We start from the raw sequence: 19,028 nt of genomic DNA, 5'->3' as shown, positions 1-19,028 counted from the left end.
GAGCCGGAGTGGATGCTGGAGAACCGGCTGAAGGCGTTGCGCATCCTCGGTCGCAAGCCGATGCCAAGTGGGGCTCCAACCTGCAGGGCATCGACTTCGACAACATCAAGTACTTCGTGCGGTCCACCGAGAAGCAGGCCGCGTCCTGGGAGGAACTGCCCGAGGACATCCGCAACACCTACGACCGCCTCGGCATCCCGGAGGCGGAGAAGCAGCGGCTGGTCGCCGGTGTGGCGGCACAGTACGAGTCCGAGGTGGTGTACCACCAGATCCGCGAAGACCTTGAGGCACAGGGCGTCATCTTCCTGGACACCGACTCGGGCCTGCGGGAGCACCCGGAGATCTTCAAGCAGTACTTCGGCACCGTGATCCCGGCCGGGGACAACAAGTTCTCCGCACTGAACACCGCGGTGTGGTCGGGCGGATCGTTCATCTACGTGCCGCAGGGCGTGCACGTCGACATCCCGCTGCAGGCGTACTTCCGGATCAACACCGAGAACATGGGCCAGTTCGAGCGGACGCTGATCATCGCCGACGAGGGCTCCTACGTGCACTACGTCGAGGGCTGCACCGCGCCGATCTACTCCACCGACTCGCTGCACTCCGCCGTGGTCGAGATCATCGTGAAGAAGAACGCCCGCGTTCGCTACACGACGATCCAGAACTGGTCGAACAACGTCTACAACCTGGTCACCAAGCGCGCCGTGTGCGAAGAGGGCGCCACGATGGAGTGGGTCGACGGCAACATCGGCTCCAAGGTCACCATGAAGTACCCGGCCGTCTACCTGATGGGCGAGCACGCCAAGGGTGAGACGCTCTCGATCGCCTTCGCCGGCGAGGGCCAGCACCAGGACGCCGGGGCCAAGATGGTCCACGCCGCGCCGAACACGTCGTCGTCGATCCTGAGCAAGTCCGTCGCCCGGGGCGGTGGCCGGACGTCGTACCGCGGCCTGATCCAGATCAACGAGGGTGCGCACGGCTCGAAGTCGAACGTGCTCTGCGACGCCCTGCTGGTCGACCAGATCTCCCGTTCGGACACCTACCCGTACGTCGACATCCGCGAGGACGACGTCTCGATGGGTCACGAGGCCTCGGTCTCCAAGGTCTCCGACGACCAGCTCTCCTACCTGATGAGCCGCGGCATGGAGCAGGACGAGGCGATGGCCATGATCGTCCGTGGCTTCGTCGAGCCCATCGCCAAGGAGCTCCCGATGGAATACGCCCTCGAGCTCAACCGCTTGATCGAACTGCAGATGGAAGGAGCCGTTGGCTGATGACGGCCACACAGCTCGGACAGAGCCTTGACTCTGTCCTGTCCTCACTCGAGCTGGAGCCGGTGGAGTCCCACCTGCACCCGACCGGCTCGTTCGCTGTCGAGGACCACGTCGTGCCCACCGGCCGCGAGGAGATCTGGCGGTTCACCCCGCTGCGTCGCCTCCGTGGTCTGCACGACTCCGCCCCCTTCGGTGGCACCCTGACGACCAGCAGCACCGGTGGTGAGCAGATCACCATCGAGCGCGTTCCCGCCGAGGGCCTGCGCGGCATCAGCGGCTTCGTGCCGACCGACCGGATCGCCGCGCGCGCCCTGGCCGAGGCCACCGAGTCGACCCTGATCACCGTCCCGGTCGAGGCCGAGGTCGCCGACGCCCTGGTGATCACCGTCACCGGCGCCTCCGAGACCGCCGTCGCCGAGCACGTCGTGGTCAAGGCCGGCCGCCACTCCAAGGCGACCATCGTCTTCCGCTTCGAGGGCACCACGACCCTGGCCGACAACGTCGAGATCGTGGTCGAGGACGGCGCTCAGCTGACCGTCGTCTCCATCGACGACTGGGCCGACGACGCCGTCCGCGCCGGTCACCGCCACGTGGCCGTGGGTCGTGACGCCCAGTTCAAGCACATCGACGTCACCTTCGGTGGCGACGTGGTCCGCAACGACACCACGGTGCAGTACTCCGGCCCCGGCGGCTCCGCTGAGCTGCTCGGCCTCTACTTCGCCGACGCCGGTCAGCACATCGAGCACCGTCTCTTCGTCGACCACACCGCGCCGCGGACCAAGTCGCACGTCGTCTACAAGGGCGCCCTCCAGGGCGACGGCGCCCACACCGTGTGGATCGGCAACGTCCTGATCCGCAAGATCGCCGAGGGCATCGAGACCTACGAGGAGAACCGCAACCTGGTTCTCACCGACGGTGCCCAGGCCGACTCGGTGCCGAACCTCGAGATCGAGACCGGCGAGATCGAGGGCGCGGGTCACGCGTCGGCGATCGGCCGCTTCGACGACGAGCAGCTCTTCTACCTGCGCTCGCGCGGGATCTCGGAGTCGGAGGCACGCCGCCTGGTCGTGCACGGCTTCTTCAACGACCTGATCCGTCAGGTCGGCGTGCCCGCGCTCGAGGAGCAGCTCGCTGCCACCGTCGAGGCCGAGCTCGCCCAGAACATTTCCGCCATCGAGGCCATCACCACCGGAGAGAACGCATGAGCACGCTTGAGATCAAGGACCTCCACGTCACCGTCGAGGACGAGAACACCGAGGGTGGTGTCAAGGAGATCCTCAAGGGCGTCACGCTGACGATCAAGTCCGGCGAGACGCACGCCATCATGGGCCCCAACGGCTCGGGCAAGTCGACCACGGCCTACTCGATCGCCGGTCACCCGAAGTACACGATCACCGGCGGCGAGGTCCTCCTCGACGGTGAGAACCTGCTGGAGATGAGCGTCGACGAGCGCGCCCGCGCTGGCCTCTTCCTCGCCATGCAGTACCCGGTCGAGGTCCCCGGTGTCTCGATGGCCAACTTCCTGCGCACCGCGAAGACCGCCCTGGACGGCGAGGCTCCCAAGCTCCGCACCTGGGTCAAGGACGTCAACGGTGCCCTGGAGAAGATGAACCTGGACCCCGCGTTCAGCCAGCGCTCGGTCAACGAGGGCTTCTCCGGCGGCGAGAAGAAGCGTGCCGAGATCGCCCAGCTCGACCTGCTCGACCCCAAGGTCGCGATCCTCGACGAGATCGACTCCGGTCTCGACATCGACGCGCTCAAGGTCGTCTCCGAGGGGATCAATCGGTTCCGTGAGCGTTCGGACAAGGGTCTGCTGCTGATCACGCACTACACCCGCATCCTGCGTTACGTGAAGCCCGACTTCATCCACGTCTTCGTCGACGGTCACGTGGCCGAGACCGGTGGCGCCGAGCTCGGCGAAGAGCTAGAAGCCAACGGCTACGACCGCTTCCTCTCGGTGGCGCGATAAGCGGCACTGCGCTGCGTTGTCGTCGCTTGACGACCCGCTTCGCTTGAAGGTCGCCTTCGCTCCTCCGCCTTGCTCAGCACCACTTCTCCCACCACCGAAGGGAATCTCATGGAGGGTCTTCTTCCTGACCTCGACGTGATTCGCAAGGACTTCCCCATCCTCGAGCGCACCGTGCACGAGGGACGCCCCCTGGTGTACCTCGACAGCGCCAACACGTCGCAGAAGCCGCAGATCGTGATCGACACGATGGTCGATCACCTCGAGCGGCACAACGCGAACGTGGCCCGCGCCATGCACACGCTCGGGGCGGAGGCCACCGAGGCGTTCGAGAACGCCCGTGACGAGGTGGCCTCCTTCCTGGGGGCCCCCTCGCGCGACGAGGTGATCTTCACCAAGAACGCCTCCGAGGCGCTCAACCTGGTCGCCAACACCCTGGCCTGGGCCACCGGTGACCTGGCGATCGGGGAGGGCGACGTCGTCGTCACCACCGAGATGGAGCACCACTCCAACATCGTGCCGTGGCAGCTCCTCACCCAGCGCAAGGGTGCGACCCTGCGTTGGTTCGGCCTGACCGACGACGGCCAGCTCGACCTGTCGAACATCGACGAGCTGATCACCGAGAAGACCAAGGTCGTCGCCTTCACCTGGGTCTCCAACATGCTGGGCACGGTCAACCCCGTCGCCGAGCTGACCCGGCGCGCCCACGAGGTCGGAGCGATCGTCGTCGTCGACGCCTCGCAGGCCGCCCCGGTGCTGCCGATCGACCTCGCGGCCATGCCCGAGGCGGAGCGCCCCGACGCCCTGGTGTTCACCGGTCACAAGACGGTGGGCCCGACCGGCATCGGTGTGCTCTGGGGACGACGCTCCCTGCTCGAGCAGCTTCCGCCCTTCCTGGGCGGCGGCGAGATGATCGAGACCGTCACGATGGAGCGGTCGACGTACGCCGGCATCCCGCACAAGTTCGAGGCGGGCACGCCCCCGATCGTGGAGGCCGTCGGCCTCGGCGCCGCGCTGACCTACCTGTCGCACCTGGGCATGGACGCCGTCCACGCCCACGAGCAGGCGATCACCCGCTACGCCCTGGACCAGCTCACCCAGATCAAGGGCCTGCGCGTGATGGGGCCGGCTGACGCCGCCCTGCGCGGTGGGGCGATCTCGTTCGAGCTCGACGGCGTGCACCCGCACGACATCGCCCAGCTGGTCGACAGCCGTGGGGTCGCGATCCGGGCCGGTCACCACTGCGCCAAGCCCGCGCACCTGCGCTTCGGCGTGCAGGCGTCGAGCCGGATGTCGTCGTACCTCTACACCACGCCGGCGGAGATCGACGCCCTGGTCGAGGCGCTCGACTTCACCCGTTCGTACTTCAAGGTGGACTGAGATGAGCACCCAAGCCGACCTGGACGGCATGTACCAGGAGATCATCCTCGATCACTACAAGCACCCGCACGGCAAGGGACTGCGTGAGCAGTTCGAGGCCGAGGTGCACCACGTCAACCCGACCTGCGGGGACGAGATCACGCTGCGCGTGCATCTGGAGCAGACCGGGGACGGCGCCGTCGTCTCCGACGTCTCCTACGACAGCCTCGGCTGCTCGATCTCGCAGGCCTCGGCCTCGGTCCTCTACGACCTCGTCGTCGGCAAGCCGGTCGACGAGGCCCTGGCCATCCAGGAGGAGTTCCTCCACCTGATGCAGGGCAAGGGCCAGATCGAGGTCGACGACTCCCTCGAGGAGGTCCTCGAGGACGGCATCGCCTTCGCCGGCGTCGCCAAGTTCCCCGCACGCGTGAAGTGCGCCCTGTTGAGTTGGATGGCCTGGAAAGACGCCACCGCCCAGTCCCTGGAGGCAGCGAAATGACCGACACCCCGATCGAGACGCTCAGCGTCGACGATGTCACCGAGGCGATGAAGGACGTCGTCGACCCCGAGCTGGGGATCAACGTCGTCGACCTCGGCCTGATCTACGACGTGCACCTGGCCGGTAACGACGTCACCATCGACATGACCCTGACGTCGGCGGCCTGCCCGCTGACCGACATGATCCAGGACCAGACCGAGAGCGCGCTCGAGGGCATGGCCAGCGACGTGACGATCAACTGGGTCTGGATGCCGCCGTGGGGCCCGGACAAGATCACCCCCGACGGTCGCGAGCAACTGCGCGCCCTCGGCTTCAACGTCTGACGCATGACCGAGGACGTCGCGATCCGGCCAGCCAGTCTGCTCGATGCGGAGAGGCTGGCCGCGTTGCATCTCCAGGTCTGGCGGGAGGCGTACGCCGGCCTGATGCCCGACGAGGTGCTCGCCCACCGTGAGGCAGAGCCCGAGCTGGCACGCGTGACGCGCTGGGTCGGACGGGTGCGCAGCAACCAGATCCTGGTCGCCGACGACGGCGGGCTGGTGGTCGGCTGGGCCGAGGTCGGCCCCAGCCGCGACGCCGACCTGGCAGGGGAGGAGCTCTACTCGATCTACCTCGCCGCCTCGCACTACTCCACCGGCCTGGGCCACCGACTCCTCGACGCGGTGCTGGGCGAGCGTCCCGCGCACGTCTGGGTGCTGCGCGGCAACGAGCGGGCTGAGCGGTTCTACCAGCGCCACGGCTTCGCCTACGACGGCTCCGAGGTGGTCGACGAGCTCGGCCTGAGCGATCTGCGGATGCGGCGCGGCTGAGGGTCCTACGCTGATCCCGTGACGGCGGTGATCGAGATCAGCGGACTGGTCAAGGCGTTCGGCACGGCGCGTGCCCTCGACGGCCTCGACCTCACGGTGCAGGCAGGGGAGGTGCACGGCTTCCTCGGACCCAACGGGGCCGGGAAGTCCACCACGCTGCGGATCCTGCTCGGCCTGGTGCGGGCCTCGGCCGGGTCGGTCACCCTCTTCGGACAGGACCCCTGGCAGGCGGGGCCGGCGCTGCACCGCCGACTGGCCTACGTGCCCGGCGACGTCAGTCTGTGGCCCAACCTGTCAGGCGGGGAGACGGTCGACCTGCTGCTGCGGATGCGGGGTGCCGATCCGGCCCAGTCCCGCAAGGCCGACCTGGTGGAGCGGTTCAAGCTCGACCTGACCAAGAAGGGCCGGGCGTACTCCAAGGGCAACCGGCAGAAGGTCGCCCTCGTCGCCGCGTTCGCCGTGGACTGCGACCTGCTCGTCCTCGACGAGCCGACCAGCGGACTCGATCCCCTGATGGAGCAGCTCTTCGCCGCCTGCGTCGCTGAGCACACCGCCCGCGGTGGCACGGTGCTGCTGTCCAGCCACATCCTGAGCGAGGTGGAGCGGCTCGCCGACCGGGTGACGATCATCAGGGCCGGGCGGACCGCGGAGTCGGGCACCCTCGACGAGCTGCGCCTGCTCAAGGCGGGCGGCGACCGTGATGCCAGCCTGGAAGAGCTCTTCCTCAGTGCCTACGAGGGCTGAGCCGTGACGTCGAGTCTCACCGGCGCCACCGCCCTGGCCTGGCAGAACCTGCGCCGCGACCGGATCATCGCCGCGGTCTGGCTGGTGCTGATGGCCGCGATGGCCGCCGCGTCGGCCTACGCCACCCCGTCACTGATCTCCTCACCCGCCGACCAGCGCCGGCTCGCACTCGAGCTCAACGCCCAACCGGCGCTGCGGGCCCTCTACGGCCCGATCTTGGACCCGGACGCGCTCGGTGAGGTCGCGATGAGCAAGATGACGGTGCTCTACGCGCTGATCGCCGCGATCCTCTTCGTGGTGGTGCTCCGGCGCCACACCCGGGTCGAGGAGGAGAGCGGACGCGCCGAGCTCCTCGCCGCGACCGTGATCGGCCGCAACGCCCCGCTCGCCGGAGCGGTGCTGGAGTGCCTGGGCCTGGCCGTCGTGCTCGGTGCCGTCGTCTTCGCCGCCTCCGCGCTCGGTGGCCTGCCCGTAGCCGGATCGCTCTGGTTCGGTCTCTCCTGGGTCGGCACTGCCGCGGTCGCCACCGGCGTGGCCGCCGTCGCCTGCCAGCTCAGCGCCAGTGCCCGGACCTGTGCGGCGATCGCCGCGGCGGTGCTCGGCGCCTTCTACGTGGTGCGTGCGCTGGGCGACGGCTTGCAGGCCACCTGGCTGAGCTGGTGCTCGCCCCTGGGCTGGAACACCCAGCTCCGCGCCTGGAGCGACCCCCGGATCTGGGTCCTGGCCCTGTACGCCGTCACCAGCGCGCTCCTGCTGGTCGTGGCCGCTGTGCTCCGCGGCGCCCGGGACCTGGGCGAAGGACTCGTCGCGGCCCGGCCCGGGCGGACCAGTGCGCCGGCCTGGCTCGGCTCCGCGCTCGGCCTGGTGGTGCGGGTGCACCGCACCGGAGCGCTGCTGTGGGCGGTCGCGTTGTTCGGCGGCGGGATCGCGTTCGGTGCGATGTCGCCGGGCCTGGACAGCCTGGTCGCCTCGATGGGTGGCGGTCAGGAGCTGATCGACAGGCTCGGCGGCGCCATGATCGCCGCGGTGCTGAGCGTGCTGGCGATGGCGGTCACCTTCTTCGGGGTCTCGATCGTCGCTGCGGCCGGTGCCGACGAGGCCGGTGGTCATGCCGAGCTGGTGCTGGCCACCGGTGTCTCGCGCCGTGCCTGGTTCGGCGCGGTGGTCGGGTTCGCCCTGATCGGCTCCGCGGTGCTGGTGCTGCTCGGCGGCCTGGGGCTGATGATCGGGGACGCCCTCGCGGGTGGGGCGCGGCCCTGGACCGCCCTGGTCGCTGCCGGTGCCTGGGTCGGCGCTGTCGTCGCGGTGCAGGCGGTGGTGATCCTGGCCTGGAGCCACCGCGCCGCGTGGAGCGTGCTGGGCTGGGGTGTGGTGGCGCTGTGTCTGCTGGACACCTTGCTCGGCGAGCTGCTGCGGTTCCCGACCTGGCTGGTCAAGGTGTCGCCGTACTCGGTGGTGCCGCAGTACCCCGTCGAGGCGTGGCGGTGGAGCCCGGTGCTGGGGTTGTGGGTGGGCGCCGCGCTGGTCGGCCTTCTCGCGTGGTTCCGCTTCCGCGAGCGTGATATCGGCTAGCGTGCCTGCCATGTGGCAGCCGGAGCCCGAGTGGCTTCCCCTCACCGGGGGCGCGTCGGTGTCGACGTACGGCGTGTGGCGCACGGAGATCGGCGGGCGACCGCTGGTGATCAAGCGGCTGCGGGCCCCGGGGCCCGACGACCCGCCGGAGCTGTCGGATCCGCAGCACTTCGCCTGGTGGCGCCGCGAGGCCGAGGTCGCGCGTGCGGGGCTGTTGGACGCCACGGCGGGGCTGCGTGCCCCGGTAGCGGCCGTCGAGGAGGACTCCGAGGGGATCACGCTGACCCAGGACTGGGTGGAGGACGCCGCCAACAGCGGGCTGTTCGCCGCGATCTCGATGGGCCGCTTCGCCGCGACGGAGGTGCCCGAGGCACGGTGGCTGGCTCGCGGCCAGCTGCGCAGCCGGTTGGAGCGGGTCGGGCGTCGCGGTGGCTGGCCGACCCTGGGGCGCACCACCGCCAGCGACATCGCCGACGCGCTGTGGCACAAGCGTGATCGGATGCTCAGCGTGCTCGACAGCCTGGAGCAGGTGCTCCAGCACGGCGATCCGACGCCTGCCAATCTGGCAGGGCGTGACGGCGAGGAGATCGTCGCGGTGGACTGGGGCACGTTCGGGGTCGGGCCGCTCGGCGCGGACCTCGGCTACTACGCGTTGGGGGCGCGGGAGGGGTTCGAGCCGCTGCTGGACGCCTACCTGCTGGGTCTGCCCGAGCGGAGTCGGCGTCGCGACGAGATCGCGGTGGCCGCCCAGGTGACGTTGGCCTACACCGCGTTCACCCGCGCCGAGTGGGCGCTGGCCCGGGTCGCCGGGGGAGAGGGTGCGCTGGCCGGGAAGTTCCGGCACCCCTCGGTCGCCCCGCACCTGCGGGCCCTGCAACGCCAGCACGCCGCGGTGGAGGCAGTGCTGGCGCTGTGAGGCGATGGCCTCATCCTGGGCGTCGTGTCGTCTGCTTCAGTAGTGCGCCGAAGGTCAGCAGGGCCAGGGCGGCGAAGAGTCCCGCGAAGACGCCGACGGCGTGGGTGAGCGTGGTGGTCGCGGCGAGGAGGCCGACGCCGATGACGGGCACGCCGACGCCGGCGTACACGATCACGTAGAAGCTCGAGACCACCTCGGCGCGACGTGCGGCGGGGGCGTGCTGGTTGATGGTGGTGAGTCCGCCCAGGAAGACCAGCCCATGTCCGACCCCGGCGACGACGCTGGCTGCGAGCAGTGGTGGCAGCGAGCCTGTCGTCACGCTGAGGAGCAGGATGCCCAGGCCGCTGGCCAGGATCAGCAGACCCGTGAGCTCGCCGCGTGGTGTCGTGCTGCGGTAGCTGGCCACCTGGGTGAGCGCCGAGGCGGCGAGGATCAGTCCGGCGACGCCTCCGCCGAGCAGCGGGTTGGTGCTGCCGGTCAGGGTGGCCACCAGCGTCGGGATGAGTGCGAGGAAGAGCCCGGTGACGGCGAAGGCGATGAAGTTCGCGCTGCCCGTGGTGCCGAAGACCGAACGCATCCCTGCCGGGATGGTGGGGCGTCGGGGGTGCCAGGCAGTGGTGGGTGTCGCGGTCAAGGCGCGCCCGGCGGCGACGAACGCGAGGCAGAGCAGGACGCCTTCGAGGACGAAGGGCGTCACCTGGGGCGCAGGCATCGTCTCAGCGACGAGGCCGGTCACGAGGGGGCCGAGTGCGAGGCCGCTGACCGAGGTGGCGGTGGCGACCAGCGCGGCCCGACGCTGGTCGCCGGTCGGCTCGAGCTCGCTGAGGGCGGCGGTCAGCGAGCCCGACGCGGCTCCTACTGCGACGCCCTGCAGCGCGCGGGCGACGAACAGCCACCCGGGAGAGCCGGCGGTGGCGAAGACGACGCAGGCGAGGGCGGCCAGCACGATCGCCGGCAGGACGACGCGACGTCGACCGATCGCGTCGGAGAGCGGGCCGGCGACGATCAGGGTCGGGATCAGCGTCGCCACATAGGTGGCGAAGATGAGGGTGACGACGATCGGGGAGAAGGCGAATCGCTCCTGGTAGTGCCGATACAGGGGCGTTGGCAGGTTGGCGCCGACCAGCAGCACGAGCAGGGCGTAGGTGGCGCTCCAGAACTTTATGTTCATGATTGCCGAACATAACACATGTTCGGAATGTGTGAACATGATTGCTAGGGTGGGGCCGTGGCAAGCAGAACATCGACAGTGCTGCGGCATCCGAGCGTCGCCGAGCTGGACCTTCCGACCGTCCTGATGGCGCTGAGTGACCCGGTGCGGCTGGCGATCGTGGCGCGCCTGGCCGACGAGGGCCCCGACGGGGAGCTGCCGTGTGGCACCTTCGCCCTGCCGGTGAGCAAGTCCACCCAGAGCGGGCACTTCAAGACCCTGCGCGAGGCGGGTGTGATCCGTCAGCGGGACGAAGGCACCAAGCGCCTCAATCGGCTACGCGCTGCCGACATCGACGACCGGTTCCCGGGCCTGATCGAGCTGGCAGTGCCCGAGGGGCGACGGATCATCGCCGGGTGGGACGAGGCCTGAGGGGTCGGCGCTCAGGCGCCGAGGCCGGTGTTGCAGGCCTGGATGTCGTTGTGGGAGGCCATCCCGGTCTTGAACCACTTCACCCGCTGGGCCGAGGAGCCGTGCGTCCAGGACTCGGGGTTGGACTTCCCCTGCATCCGGTTCTGGATGTAGTCGTCGCCCACCGCCGTGGCGGCGCCGATCGCGTCGGAGATGTCGGTGTCGGTCAGGCCCTCGATCAGGACGTTGCCGTCGGCATCGGGGGTGGTCTGCGCGGCCTGGGCCCACATCCCGGCGAAGCAGTCGGCCTGGAGCTCGAGCTTGACCGAGTCGGAGTTCGCGCCCTGCTGGGTCTTGACCTTGTTCATGATGCCGAGCAGGTTCTGGATGTGGTGGCCGAACTCGTGCGCGATCACGTACGCCCTGACGAACGGGGCGTCCTGGCCGCCGAGTTCGTTCTTGAGCACGTCCTGGTAGAAGGACGTGTCCAGGTAGATGGTGCGGTCGGTGGGGCAGTAGAACGGACCGACGTCGGAGGTGGCGCTGCCGCAGCCGTTGGTGGTGACCCGGCCCTCGAAGACGTCGACAGCGGCCTCCTTCTGGAACGTGCTGCCGAGCTCCTTGCTCCAGTAGTCGACCAGCGAGTTCTCCACCGCGACCAGGGCGCAGTCCTCGGAGTTGTTGGCGTCCTCGCCGGTCTGGCAGCTGGCGAAGTCGTGGGTGCCGGTGCCCGACCCGGTCACGGAGACTCCCGAGATCCGGCTGGCGTCCAGGGAGGACGAGGACGAGCCGCCCAGGACACCACCCAGGTTGGCCCCGCTGCACTGGGCGATGATGAGGATCGCAACGACCAGGATCAGGCCGCCGATACCGCCGCCCATCTTGCCGGTCGGGATCGGCAGTCCGCCGCCGCTGCCGAAGCCACCGCCGCCGCCACTGCTCCCGCCGCTGCCACCGACGTCCTGGACCCGGCTGTTGTCGAGACGTGCCTTCGGGTTGAACCGCATCCGAGCTGCCCCCTCACCCGGTCGCCCGGGGTCGTCGTGAAATGCGGAGGCCGCGCCCCCGCCCCATAGACTAGTGAACTGCCATGATCACCGCTCATAACCTCGAAGTCCGCGTCGGTGCCCGCCTCCTGATGGAGAACGTGAACTTCCGGGTCGGCCCGGGGGACAAGGTGGGTCTCGTCGGTCGCAATGGAGCCGGAAAGACCACCCTGACCAAGGTCCTCGCCGGTGACCTCGAGCCCGCCAGTGGCTCGGTCAACCAGGTCGGGGAGATCGGCTACCTGCCGCAGGACCCGCGGGTGGGCGACCCCGAGGTGCTGGTCCGCGACCGGATCCTGTCGGCCCGCGGCCTGGACGAGGCGATCCGCCGGATGCGCAAGGCCGAGGTCGACCTGGCCTCGACCGACGCCACGGTGCAGGACAAGGCGATGCGGAAGTTCCAGCGCGCCCTCGACGAGTTCGAGGCCGGTGGCGGGTACGCCGCCGAGTCCGAGGCCAAGCAGATCTGCAACTCCCTGGGCCTGGCCGAGCGCCTGTGGGAGCAGCCGCTCAAGACCCTCTCGGGCGGTCAGCGTCGTCGCGTCGAGCTGGTCCGGATCCTGTTCTCGGGTGCCGACGTGCTGATCCTGGACGAGCCGACCAACCACCTCGACGCCGACTCGATCCTGTGGCTGCGGGACTGGATGAAGTCCTTCAAGGGCGGCTTCATCGTGATCTCCCACGACAACGACCTGCTCTCCCAGACGGTCAACAAGGTCTACCACCTCGACGCCAATCGCGAGACCATCGACGTCTACAACATGGGGTGGAAGAACTACCTCGTGCAGCGCGAGACCGATGAGCACCGGCGCAAGGCCGAGATGATGAACGCCCAGAACAAGGCGAAGACGCTCACCGATCAGGCCAACAAGATGAAGGCCCGTGCCTCGGGCGCCTCGGCCGCCCAGTCGATGCTCAAGCGTGCCGCGAAGCTGACTGCTGGTCTGGAGGGCGCTCGCCAGGTCGACAAGGTCGCCGCGATCAAGTTCCCCTCCCCGGCACCGTGTGGCAAGACGCCGCTCACCGCCCAGGACCTGTCGAAGTCCTACGGTGCGCTGGAGGTCTTCACCGCCGTCGACCTCGCGATCGACAAGGGCTCGCGGGTGGTCATCCTGGGTCTCAACGGTGCGGGCAAGACCACCATGCTGCGGATGCTGGCCGGTGTCGACCAGCCCGACACCGGCGAGGTCATCCCGGGGTACGGCGCCAAGATCGGGTACTACGCCCAGGAGCACGAGACCCTCGACGTCGATCGGACGGTCTTCGAGAACATGCAGTCCGCGGCGCCGGACCTGACCGACTCCGAGGCCCGCACCGTGCTCGGTGCCTTCCTCTTCCAGGGCGACGACGTGCACAAGCCGGCCGGCGTCCTCTCCGGTGGGGAGAAGACCCGGCTCGCGCTGGCCTCGCTGGTCGTCTCGGCGGCCAACGTGCTGCTGCTCGACGAGCCGACCAACAACCTCGACCCCGCCTCGCGCGAAGAGGTGCTGAACGCGATCCGGGCCTACGAGGGCGCGATCATCCTGGTCACCCACGACGAGGGCGCTGTCCATGCACTGGAGCCCGACCGGGTGCTGATCCTGCCCGACGGCGTCGAGGACCTGTGGAACGAGTCCTACGCCGAGCTGATCAGCCTCGCCTGAGATCCGGGTTCACCACCGCCGACTTCCGGGTTCGCCACCGCCCAGATCCGGGTTCCTCACCGGTTCAGGGCGGTGGCGGCGTGCATCAGGGCACTCAACGTCGCCGTGACCACGGAACGGTCGGTCCCCGCCGCCCACCCGGTGACCTCGCCGGAGCGGTACTCCACCAGGGTCAGCGCGTCGGCGCTGACGCCGGTGGCCAAGCTGCTCTGATGGAGGCTCACCACCTCCAGCAGTACGCCGTGCTCGGCCAGGGCTGCGATCAGTGCCTCGACCGGGCCGATGCCGTGATGGCGACTGCGGTGCGAGCGCCCCTCGACCAGCAGCGTGATCGAGGTGGCCTCCGCGCTGGCCTCGAACGCCTCCAGCACGATCGGGGTCGGCTCGCCGGGGTGGGGGAGATAGGCGTCCCGGAACAGGTCGTACACCTGCGCCGCGGTGGCCTCACCGCCGTCGGCGTCGGTGTGGCGCTGGACGTGGCGGGCGAACTCGACCTGGAGGCGCCGGGGCAGCTCGATGCCGTGGTCGCGTTCCAGCAGGTAGGCGATCCCGCCCTTGCCTGACTGGGAGTTGACTCGGATCACCGCCTCGTAGGTGCGCCCCAGGTCCGCCGGGTCGATCGGCAGGTAGGGCACCTGCCAGGCGATCTCCGACTCCGGGTGTCCCTGGGCCGCAGCCCGCGCCCGGTGCTCGGCGAAGCCCTTCCTGATCGCGTCCTGGTGGGTGCCGCTGAAGGCGGTGTGCACCAGGTCGCCGACGTACGGATGGCGGGGATGGACCGGGATCCGGTTGCACTCCTCGACCACCCGGCGGACCTCGTCGATGTCGGAGAGGTCGATCCTCGGGTCGACGCCCTGGGCGTGCAGGTTGAGGGCCAGGGTGACCAGATCGACGTTGCCGGTGCGCTCGCCGTTGCCGAACAGGCACCCCTCGACCCGCTGCGCCCCGGCCAGCACCGCGAGCTCGGCACAGGCCACGCCGGTGCCGCGGTCGTTGTGCGGGTGCACCGAGAGGATCACGGAGTCGCGTCGCTCCAGGTGGCGGTCCATGTACTCGATCTGGTCGGCGTACACGTTCGGCGTGGCGACCTCGACGGTGGCCGGCAGGTTGAGGATCACCGGTCGCTGGGGCGAGGCGTCCCAGGTCGTGGTGACGGCGTTGCAGACCTCCAGGGCGAAGTCGGGCTCGGTCAGGTTGAACACCTCGGGCGAGAACTCGAACCGTACGTCGTCCAGGTCGCCGGCCAACTCCAGCACGTCACGAGCCCCACCCAGGATCAGGTCCCGCAGCGTGGCACGGTCGTGGCCCAGGACGACGTCGCGCCAGATCGGTGCGGTCGCGGTGTAGAGGTGGATCACGGCGGGTCGGCGCAGGCCGCGCAGCGACTCCACGGTGCGCTCGATCAGGTCGCGTCGGGCCGGGGTGAAGACCACGATCGTGACGTCGTCGGGGGCGAGGTCGGTCTCGGCCAGCAGCCTGACGAAGTCGTAGTCGGTCTGCGAGGCCGACGGATAGCCGACCTCGATCTCCTTGTAGCCCATCGCGACCATCAGCTTGAAGAACCGCCGCTTGCGCTCAGGGCTCATCGGCTCGGCCAGCGCCTGGTTGCCGTCGCGCAGGTCCACGGGCACCCACAGCGGCGCCTGGGTGAGGCGGGCCTGGGGCCAGCGCCGGTCGGTCAGGGGCACCTCGACCCGGGCGAAGACGTCGCGGTAGCGGTGCGAGGGCATCGGAGAGGGCTGCTGGCGGTTCCAGGTCGCGCGGGCCGGCGTGGTGGTGCTCAGGTCGGGGGAGGTCATGGCGGGTCCTTCGTCAGGGCTGAGGGGCGGACCGGCGCAGGCGTTGACTCCACGGAGGGGAGCCGGTCCGGCTACATCCCGCCGTGGCGGCGAAGAAGGAGAACGTGAGGTGACCTCATGTTGCCGACGCTAGCACAACTCCTCAGACAAGTAGAGAAGTAGACCTGTCTGCCATGATGCTCGCATGAACGTCGTACGCCGCGAGCCGCTGGCCGATCAGGCAGCCGACCTGCTGCTGGCCCGGATCCGCGCCGGCGAGTGGGCACTGGGCGCCAAGCTGCCCGGCGAGACCACGCTCGCCCCGCAGCTCGGGGTAGGCCGTTCCACGGTGCGCGAGGCGATCCGCCAGCTCGCAGGCAAGGGCGTGCTGGCCTCCCGGCAGGGCGCGGGCGTCTTCTTGACCGCCCTCGACGTCCCCGAGGACTGGACCCGGACCGTGCGGGTGGCCGAGATCCGCAGCGTCCTGGAGGCGCGGATCGCGATCGAGGTCGAGGCGACCGGACTGGCTGCCGGCCGGCGTACCGCCGCCGACCTGCGGGCCCTGGCCCGTGCCCTGCGCGAACGCGACGCGCAGCGCGCCCGGATCGAGGACCTGGTCGACGCCGACCTGGCCTTCCACCGCGCGATCGTGGTGGCAGCGCAGAACCCGCTCCTGGTCGAGCTCTTCGACGGCTTCACCCCGCGCAGTCGCCAGGCCATGATCGAGATGCTGCGCCGCAACGGCAGCCACGGCGACGACGCCGACCACGACGTGCACCGCGGCCTCCAGGAGGCGATCACGGCCCAGGACGAGGCCGCAGCGAGGGCGTTGGCCCGCGACCACCTGACCGCGCTGGCGCGCTCGTTGACGTGATCCTGACCTGACCGCTCGGCCCACTCCGAGCCTGTTAACCCTCGCGTAACACGATCGGTCACGACGTGAAATAGTCCGGCACGACAGTCGACGCTTGTGTTCGACGTTGTTTCCTCGGCCCTGGCAGACACCTCCAGGATGAAGATCGACACCGGCGACACCGCGTGGATGCTCGCCGCGTCGGCGCTGGTGATGCTGATGGTGCCCGGTCTGGCGCTCTTCTACGGCGGCATGGTGCGCTCCAAGAGCGTGCTGAACATGATCATGATGACCTTCGTGTCATTGGCTGTGATCACGCTGGTGTGGGTCACGGTCGGCTACTCGCTCGCCTTCGGCGACGACCTCGGCGGCGGCCTGCTGGGCAACCCGCTGCAGCACCTCGGCTTCCGCACCCTGATGGGTGGCGGCGACGCCTGGCTGCCGGTCCCGACGGTGCTCTTCGCCTCCTTCCAGGGCCTGTTCGCCGTCATCACCGGCGCCCTGGTCTGCGGGGCGATCGCCGACCGCGCCCGGTTCGGCTCCTGGGTGGTCTTCGTGATCGCCTGGACGGTGCTGGTCTATGCCCCGGTCGCGCACTGGGTCTTCGACGTCTCCCGGCCAGGCCACGCCGGTGGCTGGCTGGTCAACCACCTCGGCCTGGTCGACTACGCCGGCGGTACGGCGGTCGAGGTCTGCTCCGGGGCCTCGGGACTGGCCCTCGCCCTGGTCCTCGGACGCCGGATCGGCTTCGCGAACGACCCGATGAAGCCGCACAACCTGCCGCTGGTGATGCTCGGCGCCGGGCTGCTGTGGGTGGGCTGGTTCGGGTTCAACGCCGGCTCGGCCTACGGCGCCGGGACGGCGGCGGCCGACGTCTTCGCCGCCACTTTCGTCTCAGGGTCGGCAGGCGCGTGCGGGTGGCTGCTGCTGGAGCGCTGGCGCGACGGTCATGCGACCTCCCTCGGCGCCGCCTCGGGCATGGTGGCCGGACTGGTCGCGATCACCCCCTCGTGCGGCTCGGTGACCCCGTTCGGCGCGATGCTGATCGGCCTGGTCGCCGGCCTGGTCTGTGCGCTGGCGATCGGCCTGAAGTACCGCTTCGGCTACGACGACTCCCTCGACGTGGTCGGCGTCCACCTGGTCGGCGGCATCGTCGGCACGCTCGGCGTCGGCGTCCTGGCCACCGCGGCGGCCCCGACCGGCGTCAACGGCCTGCTGCACGGCGATCCGGCCCAGCTGGGCCGCCAGGCGCTCGGCTGCGGCGTGGTGCTGGTCTTCGCCTTCAGCGTCTCCTACGCCCTGGGCTGGCTGATCGAGCGCACCCTCGGCTTCCGGGTCGACGAGGACCACGAGGTGATCGGCATCGACCTGGTGATCCACGCCGAGTCCGCCTACGACCTGCACACCGTCGGGGCGAGCCGGCACGGCTCGGTGCTCCACGGTGGGGGAGCGTCGCTGTTCGGCGCCCGGCGCGACCACGACGCCGACCTCGGCGAGGAGTAGGTCAGCTCGCCGAAGAGTCGCTGGCGGAGTCGCTGGAGGAGTCGCTGGAGCGCTCGCGCTCGTAGGCGGCCTGATAGGCGGCCTTGAGCGCCTTCTTCTTCGACACCTTGGCGTCGCGCTCGCGCTCCTTGGCCGACTTCTCGGCCCGGCGGCGCTGCGCCTCCTCGGACTCGTGGCCCTCCTCGTCGGTGCCGTTGAGGCGGTACTCGTCGTAGAGCAGGTAGCCGAACCCGACGATGGCGAGCAGGCCGAAGAACCACCACTGGATGCCGTAGAAGAAGTGCGGCCCGTTGCCCAGATCCGGCAGCCCTGCCGGCTCGGGGGCACTGGCCGGGGCGGGATCCTCGCTCTTGAGCTGCAGCCAGCCGCCGTACGACGTCAGTCCGGTCGCCTTGGCGGCGGTGACCGACGACAGGCTGCGGGTGTTGAGGCTTCCGTCGACCTTGGTCGAGTCGCCGGTGCCGTCGGCGCGCACGTAGCCCTCCACCGTGACGGTGCCGGTGGGCGGTGCGGGGACCTTGGTCAGGGTGTCGTTGCCGTCGTTGGCGATGAAGCCGCGGTCGACGAAGAGGGTGGTGCCGGAGGTGGTGACGAACGGGACCACCACGTCGATCCCGGCCTCGTCGGTGCGGTCGTTGCTCCGGTAGCGCCAGGTGATGGTCTTGGTCGGGTCGTAGGTGCCGGTCGCGGTGACCAGCAGCCACTCGCTCTTCTTGCCGACCTTGGAGCCGACCGAGAGCACGTTGCCGACCGGGGTCGCGGTCTGGGACTCGTTGGTCCTGACGATGCTGTTGGATTCCTTGCGGTCCGTCAGCCGGCCGAACTGCCAGTTGCCCAGCCACCAGGTGGCCCAGGAGATCACGACGACGGCGAGGAAGAAGAGAATCCAGCGCCGGCTGAAGAGGAAGCGGAGACGACCCACGGTTCGAGGCTAACGCGCCGTCTCGGGAGCGTGCGCCTCGGTCTCTTTGAGGAAGCCGCGCGAGCTCAGGAACGAGCTGAGGCTGGTGCGGTGCTCCTCGCAGGCCAGCCAGATCTTGCGTCGCTCAGGGGTGTGGATCTTGGGGTTGTTCCAGCGCAGCTCCCACACCCCGGCGGCGTGACAGCCCTTGGCCGAGCACAGATCCTGCTCGGACTTGTCGTCCAGGCTCATGCGTGGTGCTCGCGGCCGCGCAGCTCGCGGCGGTCGGCCGCGGTCAGGCCGAACGGGGAGGCCTCGTTGCCCTGGGGGGTGGCGGCGTTGGCCATCACCACGGCGACGTAGGGCAGCACGATCGCACCGAACGCGAAGATCAGGGCAAGCCAGAGCACCCCGGCGATGCCGGCGACACCGGCGGCGATGAAGCAGACCGTGCGGGCGAGCATCGAGACCAGGTAGCGCTTCTGCCGGGCCGAGATGTCCGTCGACAGCGGTTCGGGAGCATCAGTGATCCGAAACGCCTCAGGTGCATCCTTCTTGCCACGTGCCATGTAGACATTCTACGAACCCTCTGGTGATTCCTTGT

19 protein-coding genes and 1 pseudogene are annotated in these 19,028 nt (G+C 69.5%); 14 read left to right on the top strand and 6 right to left on the bottom strand.

All coding sequences use genetic code 11. The features are described 5' to 3' along the window. The 10 genes and pseudogenes from sufB to Q1V88_RS06530 all read left to right on the top strand — a co-directional run. On the top strand, positions 1 to 1,274 hold a 1,274-nt coding region (gene sufB / locus Q1V88_RS06575), incomplete at its 5' end, for a Fe-S cluster assembly protein SufB (RefSeq protein ID WP_300679541.1). Then, positions 1,274 to 2,479 carry a Fe-S cluster assembly protein SufD gene (sufD, locus tag Q1V88_RS06570; protein ID WP_300679538.1) on the top strand — a complete coding sequence of 402 codons (1,206 nt, stop codon included), beginning with the start codon at positions 1,274 to 1,276 and terminating at the stop codon, positions 2,477 to 2,479. The genes sufB and sufD, both read left to right, overlap by 1 nt. Next, entirely contained in the window at positions 2,476 to 3,243 is a 768-nt protein-coding gene (gene sufC, locus Q1V88_RS06565) for a Fe-S cluster assembly ATPase SufC (protein WP_300679535.1), read from the top strand. The genes sufD and sufC overlap by 4 nt, the downstream gene beginning before the upstream one ends. 108 nt (positions 3,244 to 3,351) lie before the next feature. Next, on the top strand, positions 3,352 to 4,620 hold the full coding sequence (locus Q1V88_RS06560) for a cysteine desulfurase (protein ID WP_300679532.1): 1,269 nt from the start codon (positions 3,352 to 3,354) through the stop codon (positions 4,618 to 4,620). Position 4,621: 1 nt separating this feature from the next. Further along, positions 4,622 to 5,098, top strand: coding sequence for a Fe-S cluster assembly sulfur transfer protein SufU (gene sufU, locus Q1V88_RS06555; RefSeq protein WP_300679530.1), 477 nt, complete (start codon positions 4,622 to 4,624; stop codon positions 5,096 to 5,098). Beyond that, positions 5,095 to 5,421, top strand: coding sequence for a metal-sulfur cluster assembly factor (locus Q1V88_RS06550; protein WP_300679527.1), 327 nt, complete (start codon positions 5,095 to 5,097; stop codon positions 5,419 to 5,421). The genes sufU and Q1V88_RS06550 overlap by 4 nt, the downstream gene beginning before the upstream one ends. A gap of 3 nt (positions 5,422 to 5,424) precedes the next feature. Further along, complete coding sequence (locus Q1V88_RS06545) at positions 5,425 to 5,907, top strand: GNAT family N-acetyltransferase (RefSeq protein WP_300679524.1); 483 nt, start codon at positions 5,425 to 5,427, stop codon at positions 5,905 to 5,907. An 18-nt stretch (positions 5,908 to 5,925) separates the two neighbouring features. Further along, a pseudogene (locus Q1V88_RS06540) lies at positions 5,926 to 6,588 on the top strand (ABC transporter ATP-binding protein); the annotation flags it as partial. A 66-nt stretch (positions 6,589 to 6,654) separates the two neighbouring features. Next, positions 6,655 to 8,223, top strand: coding sequence for a hypothetical protein (locus tag Q1V88_RS06535; protein ID WP_300679521.1), 1,569 nt, complete (start codon positions 6,655 to 6,657; stop codon positions 8,221 to 8,223). A 10-nt stretch (positions 8,224 to 8,233) separates the two neighbouring features. Then, on the top strand, positions 8,234 to 9,139 hold the full coding sequence (locus tag Q1V88_RS06530) for a phosphotransferase (protein ID WP_300679518.1): 906 nt from the start codon (positions 8,234 to 8,236) through the stop codon (positions 9,137 to 9,139). A 10-nt stretch (positions 9,140 to 9,149) separates the two neighbouring features. Here the strand turns inward: Q1V88_RS06530 and Q1V88_RS06525 are convergent, their stop codons facing one another. Continuing rightward, positions 9,150 to 10,349 (bottom strand): MFS transporter, encoded by a 1,200-nt coding sequence (locus tag Q1V88_RS06525; RefSeq protein ID WP_300679515.1) that lies wholly within the window; start codon positions 10,347 to 10,349, stop codon positions 9,150 to 9,152. An 18-nt stretch (positions 10,350 to 10,367) separates the two neighbouring features. Between Q1V88_RS06525 and Q1V88_RS06520 the strand changes: the two genes are divergently transcribed. Further along, entirely contained in the window at positions 10,368 to 10,721 is a 354-nt protein-coding gene (locus Q1V88_RS06520; RefSeq protein ID WP_300679512.1) for a helix-turn-helix domain-containing protein, read from the top strand. An 11-nt stretch (positions 10,722 to 10,732) separates the two neighbouring features. Here Q1V88_RS06520 and Q1V88_RS06515 read toward each other — a convergent pair whose 3' ends face one another. Then, positions 10,733 to 11,707: a neutral zinc metallopeptidase gene (locus tag Q1V88_RS06515; protein ID WP_300679509.1), complete on the bottom strand. Its 975-nt coding sequence runs from the start codon at positions 11,705 to 11,707 to the stop codon at positions 10,733 to 10,735. An 83-nt stretch (positions 11,708 to 11,790) separates the two neighbouring features. On the opposite strand from Q1V88_RS06515, the gene Q1V88_RS06510 reads away from it, so the two are divergent. Continuing rightward, positions 11,791 to 13,389 carry an ABC-F family ATP-binding cassette domain-containing protein gene (locus Q1V88_RS06510; RefSeq protein ID WP_300679507.1) on the top strand — a complete coding sequence of 533 codons (1,599 nt, stop codon included), beginning with the start codon at positions 11,791 to 11,793 and terminating at the stop codon, positions 13,387 to 13,389. A 56-nt stretch (positions 13,390 to 13,445) separates the two neighbouring features. Here Q1V88_RS06510 and Q1V88_RS06505 read toward each other — a convergent pair whose 3' ends face one another. Continuing rightward, a complete protein-coding gene (locus Q1V88_RS06505; RefSeq protein ID WP_300679505.1) occupies positions 13,446 to 15,188 on the bottom strand; it encodes a 2-isopropylmalate synthase in 1,743 nt (580 codons plus the stop codon). Between the two features lie 184 nt (positions 15,189 to 15,372). Between Q1V88_RS06505 and Q1V88_RS06500 the strand changes: the two genes are divergently transcribed. Both Q1V88_RS06500 and Q1V88_RS06495 read left to right on the top strand, forming a co-directional pair. Continuing rightward, entirely contained in the window at positions 15,373 to 16,041 is a 669-nt protein-coding gene (locus tag Q1V88_RS06500) for an FCD domain-containing protein (protein ID WP_300679502.1), read from the top strand. 138 nt (positions 16,042 to 16,179) lie between these two features. Next, the gene (locus Q1V88_RS06495; protein ID WP_300679499.1) at positions 16,180 to 17,523 is read left to right on the top strand and encodes an ammonium transporter; all 1,344 of its coding nucleotides are present in this window, start codon (positions 16,180 to 16,182) and stop codon (positions 17,521 to 17,523) included. A 1-nt stretch (position 17,524) separates the two neighbouring features. On the opposite strand, the gene Q1V88_RS06490 is transcribed toward Q1V88_RS06495, so the two are convergent. The 3 genes from Q1V88_RS06490 to Q1V88_RS06480 are packed head-to-tail and all read right to left on the bottom strand — an operon-like array spanning position 17,525 to position 18,993. Then, a complete protein-coding gene (locus tag Q1V88_RS06490) occupies positions 17,525 to 18,445 on the bottom strand; it encodes an SURF1 family protein (RefSeq protein ID WP_300679496.1) in 921 nt (306 codons plus the stop codon). 9 nt (positions 18,446 to 18,454) lie between these two features. Continuing rightward, positions 18,455 to 18,676, bottom strand: a complete 222-nt coding sequence (locus Q1V88_RS06485; protein WP_300679494.1) for an acetone carboxylase — start codon at positions 18,674 to 18,676, stop codon at positions 18,455 to 18,457. Further along, positions 18,673 to 18,993 carry a DUF3099 domain-containing protein gene (locus tag Q1V88_RS06480; RefSeq protein WP_300679492.1) on the bottom strand — a complete coding sequence of 107 codons (321 nt, stop codon included), beginning with the start codon at positions 18,991 to 18,993 and terminating at the stop codon, positions 18,673 to 18,675. The genes Q1V88_RS06485 and Q1V88_RS06480 overlap by 4 nt, the downstream gene beginning before the upstream one ends. Positions 18,994 to 19,028 lie beyond the last annotated feature (35 nt).

This window comes from Nocardioides sp., assembly GCF_030150155.1.
Lineage (GTDB): Bacteria > Actinomycetota > Actinomycetes > Propionibacteriales > Nocardioidaceae > Nocardioides.
Note: the sequence above shows the minus strand (reverse complement) of the source record. Positions and strands in the feature narration are given on the sequence as shown.

Coding starts and splice junctions, on each gene's coding strand:
- Q1V88_RS06550 (WP_300679527.1), top strand. CDS start 5,095: ATGACCGACACCCCGATCGAGACGCTCAGCGTCGACGATGTCACCGAG.
- Q1V88_RS06515 (WP_300679509.1), bottom strand. CDS start 11,707: ATGCGGTTCAACCCGAAGGCACGTCTCGACAACAGCCGGGTCCAGGAC.
- Q1V88_RS06525 (WP_300679515.1), bottom strand. CDS start 10,349: ATGTTCACACATTCCGAACATGTGTTATGTTCGGCAATCATGAACATA.
- sufU (WP_300679530.1), top strand. CDS start 4,622: ATGAGCACCCAAGCCGACCTGGACGGCATGTACCAGGAGATCATCCTC.
- Q1V88_RS06485 (WP_300679494.1), bottom strand. CDS start 18,676: ATGAGCCTGGACGACAAGTCCGAGCAGGATCTGTGCTCGGCCAAGGGC.
- Q1V88_RS06560 (WP_300679532.1), top strand. CDS start 3,352: ATGGAGGGTCTTCTTCCTGACCTCGACGTGATTCGCAAGGACTTCCCC.
- Q1V88_RS06500 (WP_300679502.1), top strand. CDS start 15,373: ATGAACGTCGTACGCCGCGAGCCGCTGGCCGATCAGGCAGCCGACCTG.
- Q1V88_RS06480 (WP_300679492.1), bottom strand. CDS start 18,993: ATGGCACGTGGCAAGAAGGATGCACCTGAGGCGTTTCGGATCACTGAT.
- sufD (WP_300679538.1), top strand. CDS start 1,274: ATGACGGCCACACAGCTCGGACAGAGCCTTGACTCTGTCCTGTCCTCA.
- Q1V88_RS06510 (WP_300679507.1), top strand. CDS start 11,791: ATGATCACCGCTCATAACCTCGAAGTCCGCGTCGGTGCCCGCCTCCTG.
- Q1V88_RS06495 (WP_300679499.1), top strand. CDS start 16,180: ATGAAGATCGACACCGGCGACACCGCGTGGATGCTCGCCGCGTCGGCG.
- Q1V88_RS06530 (WP_300679518.1), top strand. CDS start 8,234: ATGTGGCAGCCGGAGCCCGAGTGGCTTCCCCTCACCGGGGGCGCGTCG.
- Q1V88_RS06505 (WP_300679505.1), bottom strand. CDS start 15,188: ATGACCTCCCCCGACCTGAGCACCACCACGCCGGCCCGCGCGACCTGG.
- Q1V88_RS06545 (WP_300679524.1), top strand. CDS start 5,425: ATGACCGAGGACGTCGCGATCCGGCCAGCCAGTCTGCTCGATGCGGAG.
- sufC (WP_300679535.1), top strand. CDS start 2,476: ATGAGCACGCTTGAGATCAAGGACCTCCACGTCACCGTCGAGGACGAG.